Source organism: Arthrobacter sp. BB-1 (assembly GCF_006151685.1).
Classification (GTDB): Bacteria; Actinomycetota; Actinomycetes; order Actinomycetales; family Micrococcaceae; genus Arthrobacter.
In genome coordinates this window covers 1-19,108 of record NZ_VDEV01000029.1, presented here as the reverse complement: position 1 = coordinate 19,108, position 19,108 = coordinate 1, and the positions used below count along the sequence as shown (strand labels likewise).

General features: G+C 67.4%; 18 protein-coding genes. 11 read left to right on the top strand and 7 right to left on the bottom strand.

Annotation, left to right across the window (positions count from 1 at the left end):
• Positions 1-28 precede the first annotated feature (28 nt).
• Together FHJ30_RS16155 and FHJ30_RS16150 are read left to right on the top strand one after the other, a co-directional pair.
• Complete coding sequence (locus FHJ30_RS16155; protein WP_240793736.1) at positions 29-2,032, top strand: dynamin family protein; 2,004 nt, start codon at positions 29-31, stop codon at positions 2,030-2,032.
• Complete coding sequence (locus FHJ30_RS16150; RefSeq protein WP_139030291.1) at positions 2,029-3,558, top strand: dynamin family protein; 1,530 nt, start codon at positions 2,029-2,031, stop codon at positions 3,556-3,558. The genes FHJ30_RS16155 and FHJ30_RS16150 overlap by 4 nt, the downstream gene beginning before the upstream one ends.
• Here the strand turns inward: FHJ30_RS16150 and FHJ30_RS16145 are convergent.
• Both FHJ30_RS16145 and FHJ30_RS16140 read right to left on the bottom strand, forming a co-directional pair.
• The gene (locus tag FHJ30_RS16145; RefSeq protein WP_179997643.1) at positions 3,547-4,155 is read right to left on the bottom strand and encodes a hypothetical protein; all 609 of its coding nucleotides are present in this window, start codon (positions 4,153-4,155) and stop codon (positions 3,547-3,549) included. The genes FHJ30_RS16150 and FHJ30_RS16145 overlap by 12 nt on opposite strands.
• Positions 4,156-4,167: 12 nt before the next feature.
• On the bottom strand, positions 4,168-4,560 hold the full coding sequence (locus FHJ30_RS16140; RefSeq protein ID WP_139030290.1) for a PLD nuclease N-terminal domain-containing protein: 393 nt from the start codon (positions 4,558-4,560) through the stop codon (positions 4,168-4,170).
• Between the two features lie 62 nt (positions 4,561-4,622).
• Between FHJ30_RS16140 and FHJ30_RS16135 the strand changes: the two genes are divergently transcribed.
• Positions 4,623-4,934, top strand: coding sequence for a DUF4229 domain-containing protein (locus tag FHJ30_RS16135; protein WP_171059105.1), 312 nt, complete (start codon positions 4,623-4,625; stop codon positions 4,932-4,934).
• A 3-nt stretch (positions 4,935-4,937) separates the two neighbouring features.
• Here FHJ30_RS16135 and FHJ30_RS16130 read toward each other — a convergent pair whose 3' ends face one another.
• From FHJ30_RS16130 to FHJ30_RS16110, 5 genes are all read right to left on the bottom strand, one after another.
• Complete coding sequence (locus tag FHJ30_RS16130) at positions 4,938-5,819, bottom strand: 1,4-dihydroxy-2-naphthoate polyprenyltransferase (protein ID WP_139030288.1); 882 nt, start codon at positions 5,817-5,819, stop codon at positions 4,938-4,940.
• Positions 5,820-5,888: 69 nt separating this feature from the next.
• The gene (locus FHJ30_RS16125; RefSeq protein WP_139030287.1) at positions 5,889-7,061 is read right to left on the bottom strand and encodes an AMP-binding protein; all 1,173 of its coding nucleotides are present in this window, start codon (positions 7,059-7,061) and stop codon (positions 5,889-5,891) included.
• A 14-nt stretch (positions 7,062-7,075) separates the two neighbouring features.
• Positions 7,076-8,041, bottom strand: a complete 966-nt coding sequence (locus tag FHJ30_RS16120; protein WP_139030286.1) for a 1,4-dihydroxy-2-naphthoyl-CoA synthase — start codon at positions 8,039-8,041, stop codon at positions 7,076-7,078.
• 22 nt (positions 8,042-8,063) lie between these two features.
• On the bottom strand, positions 8,064-8,504 hold the full coding sequence (locus tag FHJ30_RS16115) for a VOC family protein (protein WP_139030285.1): 441 nt from the start codon (positions 8,502-8,504) through the stop codon (positions 8,064-8,066).
• A 78-nt stretch (positions 8,505-8,582) separates the two neighbouring features.
• Positions 8,583-9,344, bottom strand: a complete 762-nt coding sequence (locus tag FHJ30_RS16110; protein ID WP_139030284.1) for a CPBP family intramembrane glutamic endopeptidase — start codon at positions 9,342-9,344, stop codon at positions 8,583-8,585.
• Positions 9,345-9,497: 153 nt separating this feature from the next.
• Here FHJ30_RS16110 and FHJ30_RS16105 point away from each other — a divergent pair, with 153 nt between their 5' ends.
• From FHJ30_RS16105 to FHJ30_RS16070, 8 genes are all read left to right on the top strand, one after another.
• Complete coding sequence (locus tag FHJ30_RS16105) at positions 9,498-10,475, top strand: metal ABC transporter substrate-binding protein (RefSeq protein ID WP_240793735.1); 978 nt, start codon at positions 9,498-9,500, stop codon at positions 10,473-10,475.
• On the top strand, positions 10,472-11,215 hold the full coding sequence (locus tag FHJ30_RS16100; RefSeq protein WP_139030283.1) for a metal ABC transporter ATP-binding protein: 744 nt from the start codon (positions 10,472-10,474) through the stop codon (positions 11,213-11,215). The genes FHJ30_RS16105 and FHJ30_RS16100 overlap by 4 nt, the downstream gene beginning before the upstream one ends.
• A gap of 3 nt (positions 11,216-11,218) precedes the next feature.
• Positions 11,219-12,088, top strand: a complete 870-nt coding sequence (locus FHJ30_RS16095; protein WP_139030282.1) for a metal ABC transporter permease — start codon at positions 11,219-11,221, stop codon at positions 12,086-12,088.
• 162 nt (positions 12,089-12,250) lie between these two features.
• Positions 12,251-13,984 (top strand): ABC-F family ATP-binding cassette domain-containing protein, encoded by a 1,734-nt coding sequence (locus FHJ30_RS16090; protein WP_139030281.1) that lies wholly within the window; start codon positions 12,251-12,253, stop codon positions 13,982-13,984.
• 232 nt (positions 13,985-14,216) lie between these two features.
• Entirely contained in the window at positions 14,217-14,564 is a 348-nt protein-coding gene (locus FHJ30_RS16085; RefSeq protein WP_139030280.1) for a molybdopterin oxidoreductase, read from the top strand.
• Positions 14,564-17,092 (top strand): nitrite reductase large subunit NirB, encoded by a 2,529-nt coding sequence (nirB, locus tag FHJ30_RS16080; protein WP_139030279.1) that lies wholly within the window; start codon positions 14,564-14,566, stop codon positions 17,090-17,092. The genes FHJ30_RS16085 and nirB overlap by 1 nt, the downstream gene beginning before the upstream one ends.
• A complete protein-coding gene (locus FHJ30_RS16075) occupies positions 17,089-17,424 on the top strand; it encodes a Rieske (2Fe-2S) protein (protein ID WP_139030278.1) in 336 nt (111 codons plus the stop codon). Before nirB ends, FHJ30_RS16075 begins: the two co-directional genes overlap by 4 nt.
• 175 nt (positions 17,425-17,599) lie before the next feature.
• Positions 17,600-19,063 carry an amino acid permease gene (locus tag FHJ30_RS16070; protein ID WP_139030277.1) on the top strand — a complete coding sequence of 488 codons (1,464 nt, stop codon included), beginning with the start codon at positions 17,600-17,602 and terminating at the stop codon, positions 19,061-19,063.
• The last annotated feature ends 45 nt before the right edge of the window (positions 19,064-19,108 follow it).

The following is a 19,108-nucleotide window of genomic DNA, read 5'->3' as shown; positions in this document are numbered from 1 at the left end:
ATTTCCGAGTTGAGGCAAAGGACACACTGTGGCAGAAGCAGGACAGTTAACCCCCACGACCGGAGGGCAGCCAACGGCGGCAAGCGCGGGGCAGCTCATCAACCTTGTGGAGCAAGGCCTCCAGCTGGTGGGCACAGGGGACAGGGCGGATCTCCGCAAACGGTTGGACCAGACCCTGGCAAGGCTCAAGGACCCGAGCATCCGGGTGATCGTCGTGGGGGAATTCAAGCAAGGCAAGAGCAAGCTGATCAATGCCTTGGTGAATGCCCCTGTGTGCCCGGTGGATGACGACATTGCCACGTCCGTCCCCACGGTGGTCCGCTACGGCGATCCCGCCTCGGCGAGCATCCTGGTGCCAAAAGCCGGCACGGACGCCCCGGACGAAACCAACGTGGAGCGGCAGCCGGTCAACATTGCCGAACTTGCCGCCTTCGTTTCAGAACGCGGCAACCCCGGGAACAGCAAGAAGCTCGTGGCTGCAGAGGTCTGCCTTCCCCGCAGGATCCTGACCGGCGGACTCACGGTCATCGACTCCCCGGGCGTCGGAGGCATGGGTTCCTCGCACACCCTGACCACCCTCACCGCACTGCCCACAGCGGATGCCATGCTGCTGGTCAGCGATGCCTCGCAGGAATACACCGAGCCGGAACTGCGCTTCCTCCGGCAGGCCATGCGGATCACTCCCAGCGTGGTGGGAGTCCTGTCCAAGACGGACCTCTACCCGGAATGGCGGCGTGTGGAGGAGCTGGACCGGGGCCACCTCGCCCAGGTTGCACCCGACATCCCGCTTTATCCGGTCTCCTCCGACCTGCGCCTGGAGGCTTCCCGGCTGCAGGACGCCGAGCTCAACGCCGAATCAGGCTTCCCCCGCCTGATCACGCACCTTCGGAACGAGATTGTGGGCAAGGCACAGCGCCTCCAGCGGCGCTCGGTGAGCCAGGACCTGCTGTCCGTCACGGAAAACCTAAGGCTCTCGCTGCAGTCCGAGCTTGAAGCCCTCGAGAACCCGCAGGGCACACCCCAGATGATCGCAGGGCTGGAGCTTGCCAAAGCCGAGGCGGACGACCTCCGCAAACGCTCGGCGCGGTGGCAGATCACCCTCAACGACGGCATCAGCGATCTGATTGCGGACATGGAATATGACCTCCGGGACCGGCTTCGGCGGATCCAGCGGGAAGCCGAAACAGCCATTGACCAGGGCGACCCGGGACCCACCTGGCCCCAGTTCTCCAAATGGCTCGAAGAATGTGCTGCGGCCGCCATCTCGGATACTTTTGTGTGGACCAGCGAAAGGGCCCAGTGGCTCGCGGCGCAGGTGGCGGAGCACTTCGCGGCGGACGAAGTCACCTTGCCGGTGTTCCGCGTGTCCGACACCGGGGACGCCCTGGACCCTGTGGATGAAATGCCAACGCTCGACGACGGACGCATCAAGCCGATGCAGAAGGTGCTGATCGGCATGCGCGGCTCCTACGGCGGCGTCCTGATGTTCGGACTCCTGACCGGGATCTTCGGGATGGCTTTGATCAATCCCCTCTCCGTGGGGGCCGGACTGCTGCTGGGACGCAAGGCGTTCCGGGAAGACCAGGAAGCACGGCTCAAGCGCCGGCAGGGCGAAGCAAAGGCGCTGGTACGCCGCCAACTGGACGATGTTACCTTCCAGGTGGGCAAGCAGCTGAAGGACCGGCTGCGGCTGGTCCAGCGCTCCACCCGGGACCACTTCACGGAGATCGCGGACGAGCACCACCGTTCGCTGACGGACTCAGTCTCGGCGGCGCAAAAGGCCGCCACCACGTACGCCCTTGAAAAGGACGTCCGCATCCGGGAGATCAAGGCTGAGCTTAAGAAGGTTGACGCGGTGTCCCGCGCAGCCGCAGCCATTGCCGCAGAGGTATCGGCGGCAACGCCCCGCCGCGCGGGTGGAGCCGCCGGTCCCGGCCCGGCCACTCCAAGCGTGCCCGGGAGCGGTCAGAACGCGGCCCCGCCTTCAGCCAGCGGGCCGGCGGGCGCTCCGACAGTGGCGGCCGTAGGATGAAAAACTCCACGATGGCAGGTGCCAAGGAGCTGGTTGCTGCCGCCCTGGAAGTGTACCGGGATGATCCCGCTGCCTCCGCCGCGCTCAAGGGCTATGGACGCAGGCTGTCCGAGCCGTTGCGGATTGCCATCGCCGGAATGGTGAAAGCCGGAAAATCCACGCTGTTGAACGCCATCATCGGGGAAGAGATAGCTCCCACGGATACGGGCGAATGCACCCGGATCGTCACGTGGTACCGGCACGGGCACACGCCCCGCATCACGCTCTACCCGGTGGCGGGGGAGTCCCGGAACCTCCCCCTCAAACGGGTGGACGGGCGGCTGGTGTTTGTCCTGGGAGACGTGCGGGCGGAGGACGTGGAGCGCCTGGACGTCCAGTGGCCCGCGCCGCGCCTGAAGGACATGACGCTGATCGATACCCCCGGCATAGCCTCGCTCTCGGGGGATGTCTCTGCCCGGTCCACCAGCTTCCTGACCCCTGAGGACACGCCGTCGGAGGCTGACGCCATCATCTACCTGATGCGGCACATGCACGCCTCGGACCTGAGGTTCCTGGAATCCTTTGCCGATACGGCGGCGGGGCGCTCGGGCACCGTGAACGCCATTGCCGTCCTGTCCCGGGCCGACGAGGTGGGCGCAGGACGGATCGATTCCCTCCTGTCCGCCGGTGACATCGCCGAAAGGTACCGCCGCGACCACAACCTGAGGAAGCTCGCGCTGGGCGTGGTCCCCGTGGCGGGCCTCCTGGCGCAAAGTGCCCGGACCATGCGGCAGCCGGACTTCCACGCCCTTGAACTGCTGGCGGGAATGGACCGTGCGGCCCGGGAGAAAATGCTGCTTTCGGCTGACCGGTTCCTCCGGGCAGCCGAACCGGAAGGGATGGCAGCGGAGGCCCGGGCCTCACTGCTGGAGAGGTATGGACTCTTTGGCATCCGCCTTGCGGTGGTCCTCCTCCGCAACGGCTTCGACCAGCCCACACCCCTGGCCCACGAGCTCGCCCGCCGCAGCGGCCTGGACCCGCTGCTGGACACGGTGGGCCGGCAGTTCCAGGCAAGGGCAGATGCGCTGAAGGCCCGGACGGCGCTGGTGGGAGTGGAAACCCTGCTTCGCGCTTCTCCCAGGGAGGGGACCGGGCACCTGGCCGCGGCACTCGAGAAGCTCCAGGTCAACGCCCATGAGTTCCGCGAACTCCGGCTGCTGGCAACGCTGAGGACCACGGGCGTCGGCCTGAACCCCGAGTTTGCCGCTGAAGCGGAGGCACTGATCGGGGGCCTGGGTGCGGCCTCGCATGTACGGCTCGGACTGGGGCCGGATGCCACCCCCGAGCAGTTGGCTGACGAGGCACGGCGTTTCCTGTCCCGCTGGCGTGCCCTTGCCGAGAACCCGCTGACGGACCGGGCCGCCCTGGATGCCTGCAGGGTGGTGATCCGGAGCTGCGAGGCCATTGTGGCCGAATGCTCCGTGCGCGAGTTCCAGCGTCAGCTCGCCCAGCACTCGGCGCGGCAGGCCAAGCCCTTATCGGCCTGACCTGAGCCAGGCGGCAGCGGACGGGAAGAAGAAAAGCACCAGCCCGATGAACGCCAGCAGGATCTCGATGCCCCAGAGCATGACCACGTAGCTGCCGGCGTCGCCCGGGGGTACCAGGAACGTGGCCGTCACCACCATCACCAGCACGTGCCCGGCGAGCAGCGGGACCAGTGCCAGCCGCGCCCAGCCCTGCCGGCCCACCACCACCCCGAGCATGGCCGCCTCAAGGAGCATCACCAGCAGCAGCGCCCCGATGCTTCCCCAAAAGACGACGGCGGTGGCCGTGGTCACGGCGGTCTCATTACCGCCGGGAGCCATCTCCTGCACCACGGTTCGAAGCCGTTCCAGGTGGGAGTCCCGGGTAAGGAAGGAGCCCACCAGCACCGCCAACCCGGCCACGAAGCTGAACAGCCACAGGTTCCGGGCGAGCCGGACGCTGCGCGGAACGGGCGGAACCACCACGATGGGGGCCGGGGACGAATAGGACAGCCCGGGCCGCGGAGGCGGCGCGGGCTGTGCATGCGGTGGCCCATCTGGCGGTGAAGCTGCCCCGGCGGGGGTCCGCCGCCGGTCTTCGCCGTCAGTTTCGTGAGCCATAAAGCCGGTCCCCTACTTCAGTCCGTCGTTGTCGTGTTCGTCGGTCTCGTGCTTGTCTTTCCCGCCGTCGTCGTTCTTTGCCTTGGCATCCAGCTCATCCTTGAGCTTCTTCAGGCGTGCAGCCTCGGCTTCCTGCCGGCGGCGCACCTCCAGGTTGCGGAGGAAGTCAGGATCATCGTCCGGGGCGGTGGAGTGGCGGTAGTTCTCGCGCTGCGGGGGAGTGCCGCGTGGCCGGCCGATCAGGAGCCAGAGAATCGCCCCGATGACCGGCAGGACGATCATGACCACGATCCAGGCAGGTTTGGAAATCCCGCGGGTGAGGCGCGCGTCGGTGCGGATCACGTCGACAAGGCCATACACGAAGATGGCGAGGACTGCGACGGCCAAAACCACACGGAGGAGCATGCCATTAAGTCTATCGTCAGGAGGCGCGGGGGCCGTGGGCCGGAGGCGGCTAAACTTGAATAGTGGCCTTTTTGAAATATTCCCTGATCCGCCTTGCGCTCTTCGCACCCCTGTTCGTGCTGTTCACCTTCCTGGGCCTGGGCGCCCTGATGTCCGTCATCTGCGCCGCCCTGATTGCCTTCGCCGTGAGCTACCTGTTCTTCCAGAAGCAACGGGATGAGGCAGCCGCGGCCCTGCAGCACCGCTTCTCCGGCAAGGCCAAGCCGCTGCGTTCCGCCGGCGAGGTCCAGGACGCCAACGCCGAGGACGCCCTCCTGGACGCCAACCCGAACGTGGCCATCAGCAACGACGCCAAGGACCGCAAACAGGCCTAGGCCCTAGAACCCGTGGCTGAGGACCAGGCCCGCTGAGAACAGCAGGCTGTAGCCGAGGTTGATCAGGCCGGTCTGCTTCAAGACCGGGATCAGGCTCTTGCGCTTGCGGCCGTTGATCATCAGCCACGCGGGCATCAGGCAGGCCGGGATCAGCAGCAGCACAATCAGCATCCACGGCCGGCCCGGAGCCAATATCACCACCAGCAGGATGGCCACCGCGAGCATCAGCACGTAGCTTTCCCGGGCGTGCTTGTCGCCCAGCCGGACCGCCAGGGTCTTCTTGCCGGCCTGCATGTCCGTCGGGATGTCCCGCACGTTGTTGGCCATCAGCAGGGCGGTGGCGATGAGCCCGGTGCCGATCGCGCCGATGATGGCGGGCAGGTTGATCTGCCCGGCCTGGGTGTAGGTGGTGCCCAGGGTTGCCACCAGACCGAAGAACACAAACACAAAAACGTCGCCCAGGCCCATGTAGCCGTACGGGTTCTTGCCGCCGGTGTAGCCCCACGCGGCCATGACGCAGCCCAGGCCCACCAGGATCAGCCACCAGCTCTGGGTGATCACCACCAGGATGAGCCCGAAGACCATGGCGGCGGCGAAGGCGCCAAAGGCCGCCCGCTTGACGTGCTCCGGGCTTGCCGCCCCTGAACCCACGAGCCGCAGCGGGCCCACGCGGTCGTCGTCGGTGCCGCGGATGCCGTCCGAGTAGTCGTTGGCGAAGTTCACGCCCACCTGCAGCAGGAGTGCCACCAGCGCCGCGAGGATGGCGTTGGGCAGGAGGAACGAATCCATCTCGTAGGCGGCGGCGGAGCCGATCAGCACCGGCGCGATCGCGGCGGGCAGCGTCCGGAGTCGGGCGCCTTGGATCCATTGTGCGGCTGTGGCCACGGTCAGTACCTCGCGTGTGGTTGGGGAGGGCGGCAGGAGGGGAGCCCTGCCGGGTGGTGCAGGTCTACTTTACTTTCCCTCGTGGAGGGCATTCAGTTCGGCGGTCATGGCCAGCCGGTCCGGCTTGCCGTTGGGCAGCATCAGCAGCGAGGACGCCGCCAGGACCGTTTTGGGCGCCAGGATCCCCAGGGTCCGGCGCCACTCCCGCTGAAGCACGACGGCGTGATCCCCGCTGTGGGGGGCGCCTTCGGCTTCGGCACCGCGGGCGGACCCGGCCAGCGCCACGTAGGCCGCCACGGCCTGGCCCCACTCCGCGGAGGGGACGCCGGCCACAAAAGCCGCCGTGACGCCGTCGGACTTTTCCAGCTCTTCCTGGACGTGCGCCGCGGACACCTTCATGCCGCCGGTGATGATCACATCGTCGGCGCGGCCCAGGACGGTCAGGCGGCCGTCGTCGCCGATGCTGCCGAGGTCGCTGGTGCGGTACCAGCGCACTCCATCCTCCTCAAAGAAAGTCTCGGTGCTTTCCGGGGCCTCCAGGTATCCCGCGGCGATGGTGTCGCCGCCCAGCAGGATCCTGCCGTCCCCCTCAACCCGGACCGACACTCCCTCCAGGGGGAAGCCGTCGTAGACGCACCCGCCGGACGTCTCGGCGGAACCGTACGTGGTGATGACCCGGACGCCGGCGTCGCGGGCGGCGGCCAGCAGGGACGCCGGGGCGGGCGCGCCACCCAGCAGGACGGCGTTGAAGCGGCGCAGCACGGCCAGGGTCTCCGGCGAGGGATTGTCGAGCAGACGCTGCAGTTGCGTGGGAACCAGGGAGGTGAAGCGGATTTTGTCCGTCAGTTCCAGGGCGGCCTCGGTGAATGCTTCGGGCGTGAAGCCCCGGGACATGTCCATAACCCACGGGCGCGTGCCGGCGAACAGGGAACGCACCAGCACCTGGATGCCCGCCACATACTCCACCGGGAGGGCCAGGAGCCACTGGCCTTCGCCCTTGAGCGCCAGCGCCGTTGCCATCGAGGAGGCCGCCAAGGACTCCACCGTCAGCACCGTCGCCTTGGGGGCACCGGTGGAGCCGGAGGTGCGCACCACGGCCACCGCGTCGTCGCAGCCGGGCGTTTCCACATGCCCCACCACCAGGGCGCCGTCGCTTCCCACGGAGAGTTCGACGGCGGGGCCCTCGCCGTGAAGGGCGGACGCCAAGGCTTTGAGGGCCGGCTCGATGTTGAGCGCGTTCATGTTTCCGCTCCTGCCTAGAAGTAGTGCGGGAAGGTGGACCAGTCCGGCTCGCGTTTCTGCAGGAAGGCCTCCTTGCCCTCCACCGCCTCGTCCGTCATGTAAGCCAACCGCGTGGCCTCGCCGGCGAACACCTGCTGGCCGGCCAGGCCGTCGTCGGCAAGGTTGAACGCGAACTTGAGCATGCGGATGGCCTGCGGCGACTGCCGGGCGATATCAGCGGCGTACTCCAGGGCAACCTCTTCGAGGCGCTCGTGGTCCACGGCCTCGTTCACGGCGCCCATGCGGACCATGTCCTCGGCGGAATATTCACGTGCCAGGAAGAAGATCTCCCGCGCTGCCTTCTGCCCGATCTGCCGTGCCAGCAGGGCGGAGCCGTAGCCGGCGTCGAAGCTTCCCACCGTGGCGTCGGTCTGCTTGAACTTGCCGTGCTGGCGCGAGGCGATGGTCAGGTCCGCCACCACGTGCAGCGAGTGCCCGCCGCCGGCCGCCCAGCCGTTGACGACGGCGATGACCACCTTGGGCATGGTCCGCATCAGCCGCTGGACTTCAAGGATGTGCAGCCTGCCCGCGCGGGCGGGGTCAATGGTTTCCTGCGTCTCGCCGTCTGTTTCTTGTATTACATACCTGTAGCCGTCCCGGCCCCGGATCCGCTGGTCCCCGCCCGAGCAGAAGGAGTGGCCGCCGTCCTTGGGGGAGGGGCCGTTGCCGGTAAGCAGGACCGTGGCGACGTCCGGGGACATGCGGGCATGGTCCATTGCCCGGTACAGCTCATCCACAGTTCCGGGCCGGAAGGCGTTGCGGACCTCGGGCCGGTTGAACGCGATCCGCACCGTGGGCAGGTCACGCACCCACCCGCCGTCGGAATCCCTTTCCACCTGCCGGTGGTACGTCATGTCCTGGAAGTCCTCGAAACCGGCCACGGTCCGCCAGCGGATGGGGTCGAAGACGTCGGACACTGGGGCGGGAATCTGTTTGCTCACCGTCCAAGTCTAGTAATCGGCCTCAGCTGATGCAGAACTCGTTGCCTTCCGGATCTGCCATGGTGTGCCAGGAGTGCGGGCCCTGGCTGGCCGTCCAGAGGAAAGTGGCGCCCCTGGCCTCAAGTTCCCGGCGGACCTCGTCCTTGTCCCGGCCGGCCAGGTTCACGTCCCAGTGCACACGGTTCTTCACGGTTTTCCCCTCCGGCGCCGTCTGGAAGAGGAACCTCCGGGCGGGGCTCCTCGCCTCGAGTTCCTCAGGCGGCCGGATCGCGCACCCCTCGCGCCACACCAGGTTGCCCCGGTGCGTCATGGTCTGGTCCTCGGTGGCGAAGCCCTGCGCGATCATGGAGCGGATGAACGCGGCGTCCTGGGGCTCCACGGACCACTGCAGGGTTTCGGCCCACCAGTCCGCGAGCTCGTGCGGCTTGCTGCAATCGACGACGATCTGGATGTTCAGTCCCATCCCACCACGGTACGTTGGCCGCTGATGCGGGGGAAGCTGCCGGTGGATTGGACCGGATTGGATTGGGCCCCTTCCCGCCTAGGGCTGCACCTGTTGGAGCTGTTCGAAGACCTCCGGCGGGATGGCGTAGATGAACACCACGGCCAGCAGGTTCTTTGTGGCGTGGACGAAGTAGGAGAACATCAGGTTCTTCCCGGTCCAGACGTAGACGAAGACCAGGGTGGCGCCCATGGCCAGGTACGGGAGCAAAGCGGCCAGCGTGAGTGCTTCCTGGCCCACGATGTGCATGGCGGCGAACAGCACCACGGACAGGGCGCAGCAGATCCAGATGTTCACCCGGCGGCTCAGCTTGCCGATGAGCAGGTGGCGGAAGATGTACTCCTCCACAAACGGCCCCACCACCACCAGCAGCGGGACCATGAGCCAGGCCGGCACCTGTTGCATCAGTTCCTGAAGGCCCGCCTGGTTCTCAGACGTCTGCGCCTCGCCGCTGGCCGCCACCACGATGGCCGTCAAAATCAGCATGGCGATCACGGCGGCGGGCACCATCATCAGCGTGAACCACGGCCGCGTGGCCAGGACCTTCAGGTCGCGGCCCACCACCTTCCGGGCCGCCAGCAGCGCCAGGATGCCTACCGAGGCATAAAAGAGGAGGTTCACCGCGTAGGACGCCGCGGCCGGGGAAGGGGCAACCTGCCGCAGGAACGGGGCCAGGAGCTCTCCGGCCACGGCGAAGAACCCGGCGATGGCCACGTAAACGATCAGCGTGGCCCCATCCAATGGCGAGAAGCGGTAGAGCTGTGGCTGCGGAGCAGGGGGAATTCGGTGGGCGGTCGCCATGGTTTCAGCCTATCCCCCCAACTAGGTAGCGCTAAGTGTCGTTATGGGGCCCCAAAGCGACACTTAGCGCTACCTAGTTGGGCCGGGAGGGGGGAGGGTTGAAGTGGCCGGGCGCGTTGCTGGAGGAAACGTGCGTCGCCTAGAATATTCGGTATGCCTAAATTTACGTTTCGGTGCGCCAAAGTAGCCGCGCCGGCCAGCGCCCGCAGGACGGCGCGCTTCCCCGTCCTGGCGGCGGCCGCCGTCGTGCTTTCCCTCCTGCTGACGGCCTGCGGCGGCGGCGCTTCGGGCAACGGCGGCGACGGCAAGAAGGTGGTGCTGACCACGTTCACGGTCCTGGCCGACGTCGCCCGGAACGTCGCCGGGGACAAGCTCACCGTGGAGTCCATCACCAAGGCCGGCGCGGAAATCCACGGCTACGAACCCACCCCGGGCGACATCCGGAAGGCCTCCAAGGCCGACCTGATCCTGGACAACGGCCTCAACCTGGAGGCCTGGTTCGCGCAGTTCGTGGACGGGCTGGACGTGCCCCACGCCGTGGTGAGCGAGGGCGTGGAGCCGATGCCCATCAGCGAGGACTCCTACCAGGGCAAACCGAACCCGCATGCGTGGATGTCCCCGCTGAACGTCCAGGCCTATGTGGACAACATGGTGCGGGCCTTCAGCGAACTGGACCCCGCCAACGCTGCTGCCTTCAAAGCCAACGGGGACGCCTACAAAGCCGAGCTCCAGGCTGTGCAGGACCAGATGACCACCAGCCTGGCGTCGGTGCCCGAAGCCCAGCGCGCCCTGGTGACCTGCGAAGGCGCATTCTCCTACCTGGCCCGTGACACCGGGCTGAAGGAGGTCTACATCTGGGCCGTGAACGCCGAACAGCAGGCCACGCCCCAGCAGATCACCCGGGCCATCGAGTACGTAAAGGCCAACAAAGTCCCCGCCGTCTTCTGTGAATCCACGGTGTCCAACGCCCCCATGCAGCAGGTGGTGGAAGCCACGGGCGCACGGTTCGGCGGCACCCTGTACGTGGATTCCCTGTCCGAAGCGGACGGGCCCGTGCCCACCTACCTGGACCTGATCCGGCACGATGCCGACACCATCACCAATGCGCTCACCGCGGGGGTTGGGCCATGACTTTCCCGGCCATCCTGGTGGACAACGTCACGGTCCACTACGGCGAAGTCCTGGCACTGGACTCGGCCTCCCTGTCCCTTGACCCCGCGCGGATCTGCGGCCTGGTGGGCATGAACGGCTCCGGGAAGTCCACCCTGTTCAAGGTGATCATGGGCATGATCACGCCCGACGCCGGCACGGTGCGGATCGCAGGCCAGTCACCTTCCAGGGCGCGCAGGGAAGGGGGCATCGGCTATGTGCCGCAGAGCGAGGAAGTGGACTGGCAGTTCCCGCTGTCCGTCCGCGACGTGGTGATGATGGGCCGCTACGGGCACCAGGGCTTCACTCGCCGGGCGTCGAAGGCGGACCGGGCTGCAGTGGACGAGGCACTGGACCGGGTGGAACTGGGGGACTATGCCGGGCGGCAGATCGGCCAGCTGTCCGGCGGGCAGAAGAAGCGTGCCTTCGTGGCCCGCGGGATCGCCCAGGGTGCCACCACCATGCTGCTGGACGAGCCGTTCGCCGGCGTGGACAAAAGGTCCGAAGCCACCATCACCCGGCTCCTGCGCGAGCTCGCCTCGGACGGCTGCACCATCTTGGTATCCACCCACGACCTGCACGCGCTCCCGCAACTCTGCGACGAAGCCGTGCTGCTGATGCACCGGGTCCTCATGCATGGCCCGCCGCACGTAGTGCTGCAGCCCGAAAACCTGGCCATGGCATTCGGCCTGGACGTGCTCAACCGCGAAGGGCGGAGCTGACCTATGGAACTCCTCCTCGAACCCCTCAGCTACGACTTCATGGTCCGGGCCATCGTCACCACGGCGCTCGCCGCGGTCGTCTGCGCCGTCCTGAGCTGCTGGCTGGTGCTGATCGGCTGGTCCCTCATGGGCGACGCCGTGTCCCACGCGGTGCTGCCCGGCGTCGTCCTGGCCTACATTGTGGGCGCCCCCTTCGCGCTGGGCGCGCTGGTGTTCGCCCTGATCGCCGTGACCCTGATCGGGGTGGTCCGCAATACCAGCCGGGTTAAGGAGGACGCGGCAATCGGCATTGTGTTCTCCTCGCTGTTCGCCCTGGGCCTGGTGCTGATCTCCGTGACGCCCAGCCAGACGGACCTGAACCACATCATCTTCGGCAACCTGCTGGGCGTGAGCGTCCCGGACCTCATCCAGGTGCTGGTGCTGGGGGTGGTGGCCTTCGCCATCCTGATCCTCAAGCGCCGCGACCTCACCCTCTATGCCTTCGACCCCACGCACGCACACGCCATCGGCCTGTCACCGCGCAGGCTCGGGGCGCTGCTGCTGGGGTTGCTGGCCCTGACCTCGGTGGTGGCGCTGCAGACCGTGGGCGTGGTCCTGGTGGTGGCCATGCTCATCATCCCCGGCGCCACGGCCTACCTGCTCACGGACCGGTTCTCCCGGATGCTGGTGATCGCCCCGGTGGTCTCGGCACTCTGTTCGATCACCGGCATCTACGTCAGCTACTACCTGGACACGGCCTCCGGCGCCATGGTGGTGCTGACGCAGGGCGTGGTGTTCGCCGCCGTCTACCTCTTTAGCCCGCGGCAGGGGCTGATCGGGACCCGCTTGGCCAAGGCCCGGCGCAGGAAGGCCGCCGCCCTGGCGGCAGCTTGACTCGGCGGCTTCAAGCGGGGCAGTCTGGAGCGATGAAGTCCTGACCAGCAGCCACGGCCATGCGCCAGGCTGTTCTCCCAAACCAAGGCCGCCGTTGAGCGCTGGATGAAACGTCCGGTTCAGCTCCGGCGGCAACACTGCGGAACTTTGCGAGGACTTCCCTTGACTGAACACCTTAAACTTTCGGATGTCTCCCATGGCTATGGCGACCGCCGGCTGCTGGACCGCATCAACCTGGTGATTACGGCCGGCGAGCACGTTGCCGTGGTGGGCGAAAACGGTGCCGGCAAATCCACCCTGCTCCGGATCCTGGCCGGCCTCGAAGTGCCTAACGAAGGCGCGGTGGCGATCCAGGGCCGGGTGGGGTACCTTGCCCAGACCCACGGCCTTCCCGAGTCCTTCACGGTGGGTGCCGCCGTCGACGCATCCCTTGCCTCGCTGCGCGCCATCGAAGCGGAGCTTGACCGGCTGGAGGCAGGGCTGGCTGACGCCGGGGACGACGAACTGGAGACCTACGGCCGGCTGCAGACGGAGTACCAGCTGCGCGAAGGCTACGCCGCGGAATCCCGGGTGGAGGCCGCCCTGGACCGGCTGGGGCTGGGCGGCCTGGACCGGAACCGGGTGCTGGGATCGCTGTCCGGCGGGGAACAGGAACGCGTGGCTTTGGCCTGTGTCCTGGCCGATCCGGCGGACATCCTGCTCCTGGATGAACCCACCAACCACCTGGATGCCCGCGGAACCGCCTGGCTGGAGGACCGGCTGGCGGCCCACCGCGGCACGGTGGTGGTGGTGTCCCACGACCGCGTGCTCCTCCGCAAGGTGGCCACCACCATCATCGAAGTGGATGCCGAGCGCCGCGCCGTTACCCGCTACGGCAACGGCTACGACGGTTACCTGCGGGAGAAGGCAGCCGAACGCGCGCGCTGGGTCCAGCAGTACCACACCTGGATTGACGCGATGGAGTCCGAAAAGCGCCAGGCAGAGACTGTGGCAGGGACCATGGGCTACGGCCGCAAACGCGACGGCGACAAGATGGGCTTCGACTTCAAGGCGGGCACCTGGCAGAAAGCCGCCAGCAGCCAGGTGCGGAATGCGCAGGAGCGCCTGCGCCGGCTTGAAGCCAGCCCGGTGGACCGCCCGCCCGTGCCCTTGCGGCTGAACGTCGACCTGGATCTCCCCGCTTCCGGTCCGGGCGTTGCGCCGTCCGGGGCAACGCAGAATGGCGGGCCGGTGCTGGCTGTGCGCGGCGTGAGTGTGCCCGGCCGGCTGGGCGCCACAGACTTCCAGGCGGGCGCCGGCGAGAAGATCCTTATTACCGGGCCCAACGGCGCGGGCAAGTCCACGCTGCTCTCCGTCCTGGCAGGGACCCTGGAACCGGCAGTGGGCTCCGTCACGCGGCCCGACCGGATCGGTTACCTGCAGCAGGAGCTGGAGCTGCCGCCACGGCCCACCCTGCGGCTGCTGCCGGCCTTCGCGGCGGGCCTCGTCGGCACCATCGACGAGCACGCCGAGGCCCTCCTCCGTCTTGGCCTGTTCCGCACCAGCGAGTTCCACGTTCCCGTGGGCAGCCTGTCCGCGGGCCAGCAGCGCAGGCTGGCTCTTGCCCGGCTGCTGTTGGGCGGCTACGGCACCCTGGTGGTGGACGAGCCGACCAACCATTTGGCGCCGGTGCTGGTGGAACAGCTGGAGGCGGCACTGGCGGACTTCGCCGGGACAGTTGTGATGGTCAGCCACGACAGGGCCCTGAGGGAGTGGTTCGCGGCGTGCGCGCGGCGGCGCGGTGCGCCCGGCGGGGGTGGTGAGGCCGGCGGCCGGGAAGGCGCCGGGGCCGGGAACACCGCCGCCGGACGGTGGACGCGGTATTCCATGGACAAAGGCGTGCTCGCGCCGGTCTAGGGGAGGCCCTGACCAGATTGCGTCACTTTTGGCCTCGCCGTGGTGCCTTTGGCCGGGATTGCGGGGTTTCCTCCCGTCGCGCAGGGCATAAGTGACGCATGTGGGGCAGCACCCGGCCGCAGGGCGGTGAGTTTGGCGTAAAGCAGTCTTTACCGGGGGACCGGCGGCAGGAAACATCGGCGGCGGAAAATGGGGCCATGCCCGTCTTTCCGCCGGCCGAGAGGAACTGTCCGTGATCACCAAGAACCTTTTCCTGCAAGGCATCTACCACTTCCAGGGAGTGGGCATGGAGAAACCCGTTCCCCTGCACAGCGAGCTCTCGCACTATGTCCCGGACGGCGTGATCAACCAGGCGCTGTACTTCCGCGGCGGCAATTCGAGCAGTGAGCTGATCGCCGTGGTGCTCATGCGCAACGGCGTTCCCATGCGGTACTTCCCCATCGGCGCCAAAAGCGAGGTCCACGTTCCGCTCCGCGTGGTGGAGGACATCGACGGCGGCTCGGTGATCGAGCTGTACCTGGCGGCACCGGAGGGCGTCCACGGGTCCGTGGTGATCGACCTGGGCATGGTGGAACATTGATGGGCAGCGTGGCGGAGCAGGTGCGCGCCAGGCCGCGGTCCCGCGCCGGCGGGCGGGACAGCCGCCGGCGCCTTGTGGTCATCGGCAACGGCATGGCCGGCGCCCGGGCGGTGGAGGAGATCCTCGCCCGGGGCGGTGCGGAGCAGTTCAGCATCACCATGTTCGGGGACGAGCCCTACGGAAACTACAACCGGATCATGCTCAGCCACGTCCTTTCGGGTGAGGAGAGCGACGCAGACATCTTCCTCAACCCGTTTTCCTGGTACCAGAACAACGGCATCACGCTGCACGCGGGGGTCCGGGCTGACAGGATCGACCGGTTCGCCAAGCATGTGTTCTCCAGCGACGGCCGCGTGACGCCCTACGACACGTTGATCATCGCCACCGGAAGCCGCTCCCACCTGCCTCCCATGGACGGCCTCTACACGCCCGGAGGGTCCGTGAAGCAGGGCGTCTTCGGCTTCCGCACGATCGATGACACCCGCAAGATGGCGGCGCACGCCCGGCAAGAGCATCACCGGCACGCCGTGGTGATCGGCGGCGGACTGCTGGGGCTGGAGGCCGCCGCCGGGCTGCGCAGCTTTGGGCTCGGCGTGGACGTGGTCCACTCCGGCGGGCACCTGATGAGCGCGCAGATGGGGCCCGACGGCGGTGCGGTGCTCCGCCGGAGCGTAGAGGCGCTGGGCATCGGGGTGCTGACCGGCAGCCGGACGACGGCGGTCCTGGGCACGGACAGGGTGACCGGCGTCAGGCTCCGCGACAGGCCGGACATCCAGTGCGACATGGTGGTGGTGGCGGCCGGCATTCGCCCCAACGTGGACCTTGCTGTCCTCAGCGGGCTGCCGGTGGAGCGGGCCATCGTGGTGGATGACAGCCTGCGGGTCCAGGACGAGGACGACATCTACGCGGTGGGGGAGTGCGTCCAGCACCGCGGCGAGGTGTACGGGCTGGTGGCTCCGCTGTGGGAGCAGGCGGTGGTGCTGGCCAACCATGTGACGGGCACGGACACCGGGTCCGCGTACCTGGGCTCGCGCACGGCCACCAAACTGAAGGTGGCCGGCGTCGAGGTGGCGTCCATGGGCCTGCAGGGCCCGGAACTCCCCACGGACGAACACATCGTCTTCTCGGAACCCAGCCGCGGGGTCTTCAAATCCATCGTGGTCCGGGACAACAAAATGGTGGGCGCCACGCTCCTGGGAGACAGCCGCAAGGTGGCCTACCTGACCCAGGCATTCGACCGCGGCATGCCGCTTCCCGAAGAACGCCTGGGACTGATGTTCGATCTCGGCACGCCGGGCGAAGAGACGGGGGTTGCGGAGCTCGATGACGAAGCCCAGGTCTGCAACTGCAACGGCGTCAGCAAAAAGGACCTGGTGGGGGCGGTAAAGGGCGGCTGCGCCTCGGTGTCCGGGGCCATGGATGCCACGCGCGCCGGCAAAGGCTGCGGCTCCTGCAGGCTGCTGGTGCGGCAGGTGGTGGAATGGGCGGCTGAAGGAGCGGTGGAGGAGGACCCGGCGGCCGGCTACTACGTCCCCGGCATCCCCCTGGACAAGCAGTCGCTGATGGCTGAGGTCCGGGCCCGCGGCCTGCGGTCCGTCTCGGCCGTTTTCCGGGCGCTGGCACCGGGCGGCGCGGAGGACGCAAAGTCAAAGATGGGACTCGCCTCGCTGCTGAAGATGATGCTGGGGGACCGGTACATCGACGAACGCGACGCCCGCTTCATCAACGACCGGGTCCACGCCAACATCCAGCGGGACGGCACCTTTTCCGTGGTGCCCCAGATGAAGGGCGGCGTGACGTCGGTCCAGCAGCTGCGAAGGATCGCCGATGTGGCGGAGAAGCACAACGTCCCGTTGATCAAGCTCACGGGCGGGCAGCGCATCGACCTGCTCGGAATCCGCAAGGAGGACCTGCCGCAGGTCTGGGCGGACCTGGACATGCCCTCGGGCTACGCCTACGGGAAGAGCTTCCGGACGGTGAAAACGTGCGTTGGAAAGGACTTTTGCCGCTACGGCACCGGCGACTCCACGAAGCTGGGGATCGAGATCGAATCCCGTTTCCAGGGCCTTGAGTCACCGGCCAAGCTCAAGCTCGCTGTCTCCGGCTGCCCGCGGAACTGCGCCGAATCGCTGGTCAAGGACGTGGGCGTGGTGGCGGTGGAAGGCGGCCGCTGGGAGATCTACGTGGGCGGAGCGGCCGGTGCCCATATCCGCAAGGGAGACCTGCTGGCCACCGTGGACAGCCCGGAAGAGGTGAAGGTCCTCACCGGCCGGTTCATGCAGTACTACCGGGAACAGGCCAACTGGCTGGAACGGACCTACGCCTTCGTCCCGCGGGTGGGCATCGATCACCTGCGGGCCGTGATTGTCCAAGATTCGGAGGGGATCGCCGGGCGCCTGGACGAGGCCATGCAGGCCTCCGTGGACAGCTACGTTGACCCGTGGCAGGAACGCGACGACCCGCACACACCCGGGCAGTTCAGGACCTCGCTGCCGCTGACCGTCCTCCCGCAGGTGCCGGTCCGATGAGCAGCGCCGGAACGGGTACCGGCGCCCATGTCCTGGGACCGGTCGACCAGATTCCGATGGGCGAGGGGCGGGCCTTCGGGGTCGGGGGCGAACAGGTGGCCGTCTTCCGGCTGCGGGACGGCTCGCTGCGGGCGGTCTCCGGCGTCTGTCCCCACCGCGGCGGGCCCGTAGCGGACGGCACCGTGGACCTGCAGGTGGTCATCTGTCCGCTGCACCAGCACGCTTTCGACCTCACGTCGGGATGTTCCACCACCGGCGCGGAACCCCTGCGGACCTACCGGATTTCCCTGGATGGGCAGCAGAACCTGGTGCTGGAGACGGGTGCGGTGTAGCGCGCGTCACGTAGCACCCCTCAGCGTCTTGTAGGATGGACGAGCCGCGCGAAGCTTCGGCTTTACGGAGGATTGCGCTCACAAACGGTGGCCCCAACGGCTAAAACCCGAATTTTGTGAGCTGGATCATGCTGTAGTCCGGATGCGGCCAACCCCCAACCCACAAGGAATCGTTGTGCCTCAAACTACCCCCACAGATCTCGAGAACCGCACGGCACCATCCGTCGCCGTCGACCCCACCCTCAGCGCCGAGGGCTACAGCAAGACCCTGGGCAGGCGCCATGTCACCATGATCGCCATGGGCGGCGCCATCGGCGTCGGCCTCTTCATGGGTGCTGGCGGCCGGCTGGCCTCCACCGGCCCGGCCCTGATCTTCTCCTACGCCATCGCCGGCGTCATCGCCTACCTGCTGATGCGCGCCCTGGGCGAACTCATCATGTACCGCCAGACCTCCGGCTCCTTCGTGAGCTACGCCGGCGAAATGTTTGGCAAGAAGGGCGCCTTCCTGTCCGGCTGGATGTACTTCATCAACTGGGGCATGACCGGCATCGCCGAACTGATTGCCATCGGCCTGTACTTCCAGTTCTTCTTCCCCAATGTTCCGGTGGAAGCCTCAGCCATTGCCGCCCTGGCCCTGCTGGTGGCAGTGAACCTGCTGAGCGTCAAGGCGTTCGGCGAATTCGAATTCTGGGCCTCCTGCCTCAAGGTGGGCGCCATCCTGATCTTCCTGGCGGTGGGCACTTTCATGGTGGTCACCAACGCCCAGGTGGGCGACGGCAACGCCTCGGTTGCCAACCTCTTTGCAGCCGAAGGCGGCATGTTCCCCAAGGGCGCCCTGGTGATGGTCCTGGTCCTCAACGCCGTGATCTTCGCCTACAACGGCATCGAACTGGTCGGCATCACCGCCGGTGAGATGCAGGATCCGGAACGCGAAGTGCCTAAGGCGATCCGCGCCGTCGTCCTCCGCATCGTGGTGTTCTACGTCGGTTCCGTGACCCTGCTGGCCATGCTGTTGCCGTCCGACCAGTACGTTGCCGGGACCTCCCCGTTCGTCACCGTCTTCGGCCAGATGGGCCTGGCCTGGGTGGGCGACGTGATGAACATGATCGTCATCACCGCCGCGCTGTCCTCCTGCAACTCCGGCCTGTACTCGATCGGCCGCGTGTTCCGCACCATGGCCAACAACGGCCACGCCCCGCAGTGGCTCACCAAGATGTCCCGCCGCCACGTCCCGTACGCCGCCATCCTGGCCATCGCGGCCTTCTACCTCGTGGGCATCATGCTGAACATCTGGCTGGGCGGATCCCACGCGTTCGATCTCGCCCTTAACACCGCTTCCATCGGCGTGATCTTCTGCTGGGGCTCCATCTTCGCCAGCCAGATTGTGCTCCGCCGCCGCAAGGGTGTCACGTCCGGCCTGCCGATGCCCGGTTCGCCGTGGACCAGCTGGGCGGGACTGGTGGGCCTGCTGGCCATCACCATCCTGATCGGCTTCGACACCATGACCAGCAAGGAAACCGGCGAGGTGTTCTACCTGGGCCTCTGGACCCTGGCCACCATCCCGTTCTTCGCCGTGGTCCTGTGGCTGGGCTGGCAGAAGGTCAAGAACAACGAGCCGAAGAGCGAGCTGTACAGCTAACGGCTCACCCAAGCAGTACGTACGACGGCGGGGCGCCCCTTGGGG

What these genes read in the sequence shown, in the direction of transcription:
- FHJ30_RS16075 (WP_139030278.1), top strand. Translation starts at nt 17,089, where the DNA reads ATGAGCAGCGCCGGAACGGGTACCGGCGCCCATGTCCTGGGACCGGTC.
- FHJ30_RS16095 (WP_139030282.1), top strand. Translation starts at nt 11,219, where the DNA reads ATGGAACTCCTCCTCGAACCCCTCAGCTACGACTTCATGGTCCGGGCC.
- FHJ30_RS16150 (WP_139030291.1), top strand. Translation starts at nt 2,029, where the DNA reads ATGAAAAACTCCACGATGGCAGGTGCCAAGGAGCTGGTTGCTGCCGCC.
- FHJ30_RS16115 (WP_139030285.1), bottom strand. Translation starts at nt 8,504, where the DNA reads ATGGGACTGAACATCCAGATCGTCGTCGATTGCAGCAAGCCGCACGAG.
- FHJ30_RS16125 (WP_139030287.1), bottom strand. Translation starts at nt 7,061, where the DNA reads ATGAACGCGCTCAACATCGAGCCGGCCCTCAAAGCCTTGGCGTCCGCC.
- FHJ30_RS16140 (WP_139030290.1), bottom strand. Translation starts at nt 4,560, where the DNA reads ATGCTCCTCCGTGTGGTTTTGGCCGTCGCAGTCCTCGCCATCTTCGTG.
- FHJ30_RS16100 (WP_139030283.1), top strand. Translation starts at nt 10,472, where the DNA reads ATGACTTTCCCGGCCATCCTGGTGGACAACGTCACGGTCCACTACGGC.
- FHJ30_RS16145 (WP_179997643.1), bottom strand. Translation starts at nt 4,155, where the DNA reads ATGGCTCACGAAACTGACGGCGAAGACCGGCGGCGGACCCCCGCCGGG.
- FHJ30_RS16105 (WP_240793735.1), top strand. Translation starts at nt 9,498, where the DNA reads ATGCCTAAATTTACGTTTCGGTGCGCCAAAGTAGCCGCGCCGGCCAGC.
- nirB (WP_139030279.1), top strand. Translation starts at nt 14,564, where the DNA reads ATGGGCAGCGTGGCGGAGCAGGTGCGCGCCAGGCCGCGGTCCCGCGCC.
- FHJ30_RS16110 (WP_139030284.1), bottom strand. Translation starts at nt 9,344, where the DNA reads ATGGCGACCGCCCACCGAATTCCCCCTGCTCCGCAGCCACAGCTCTAC.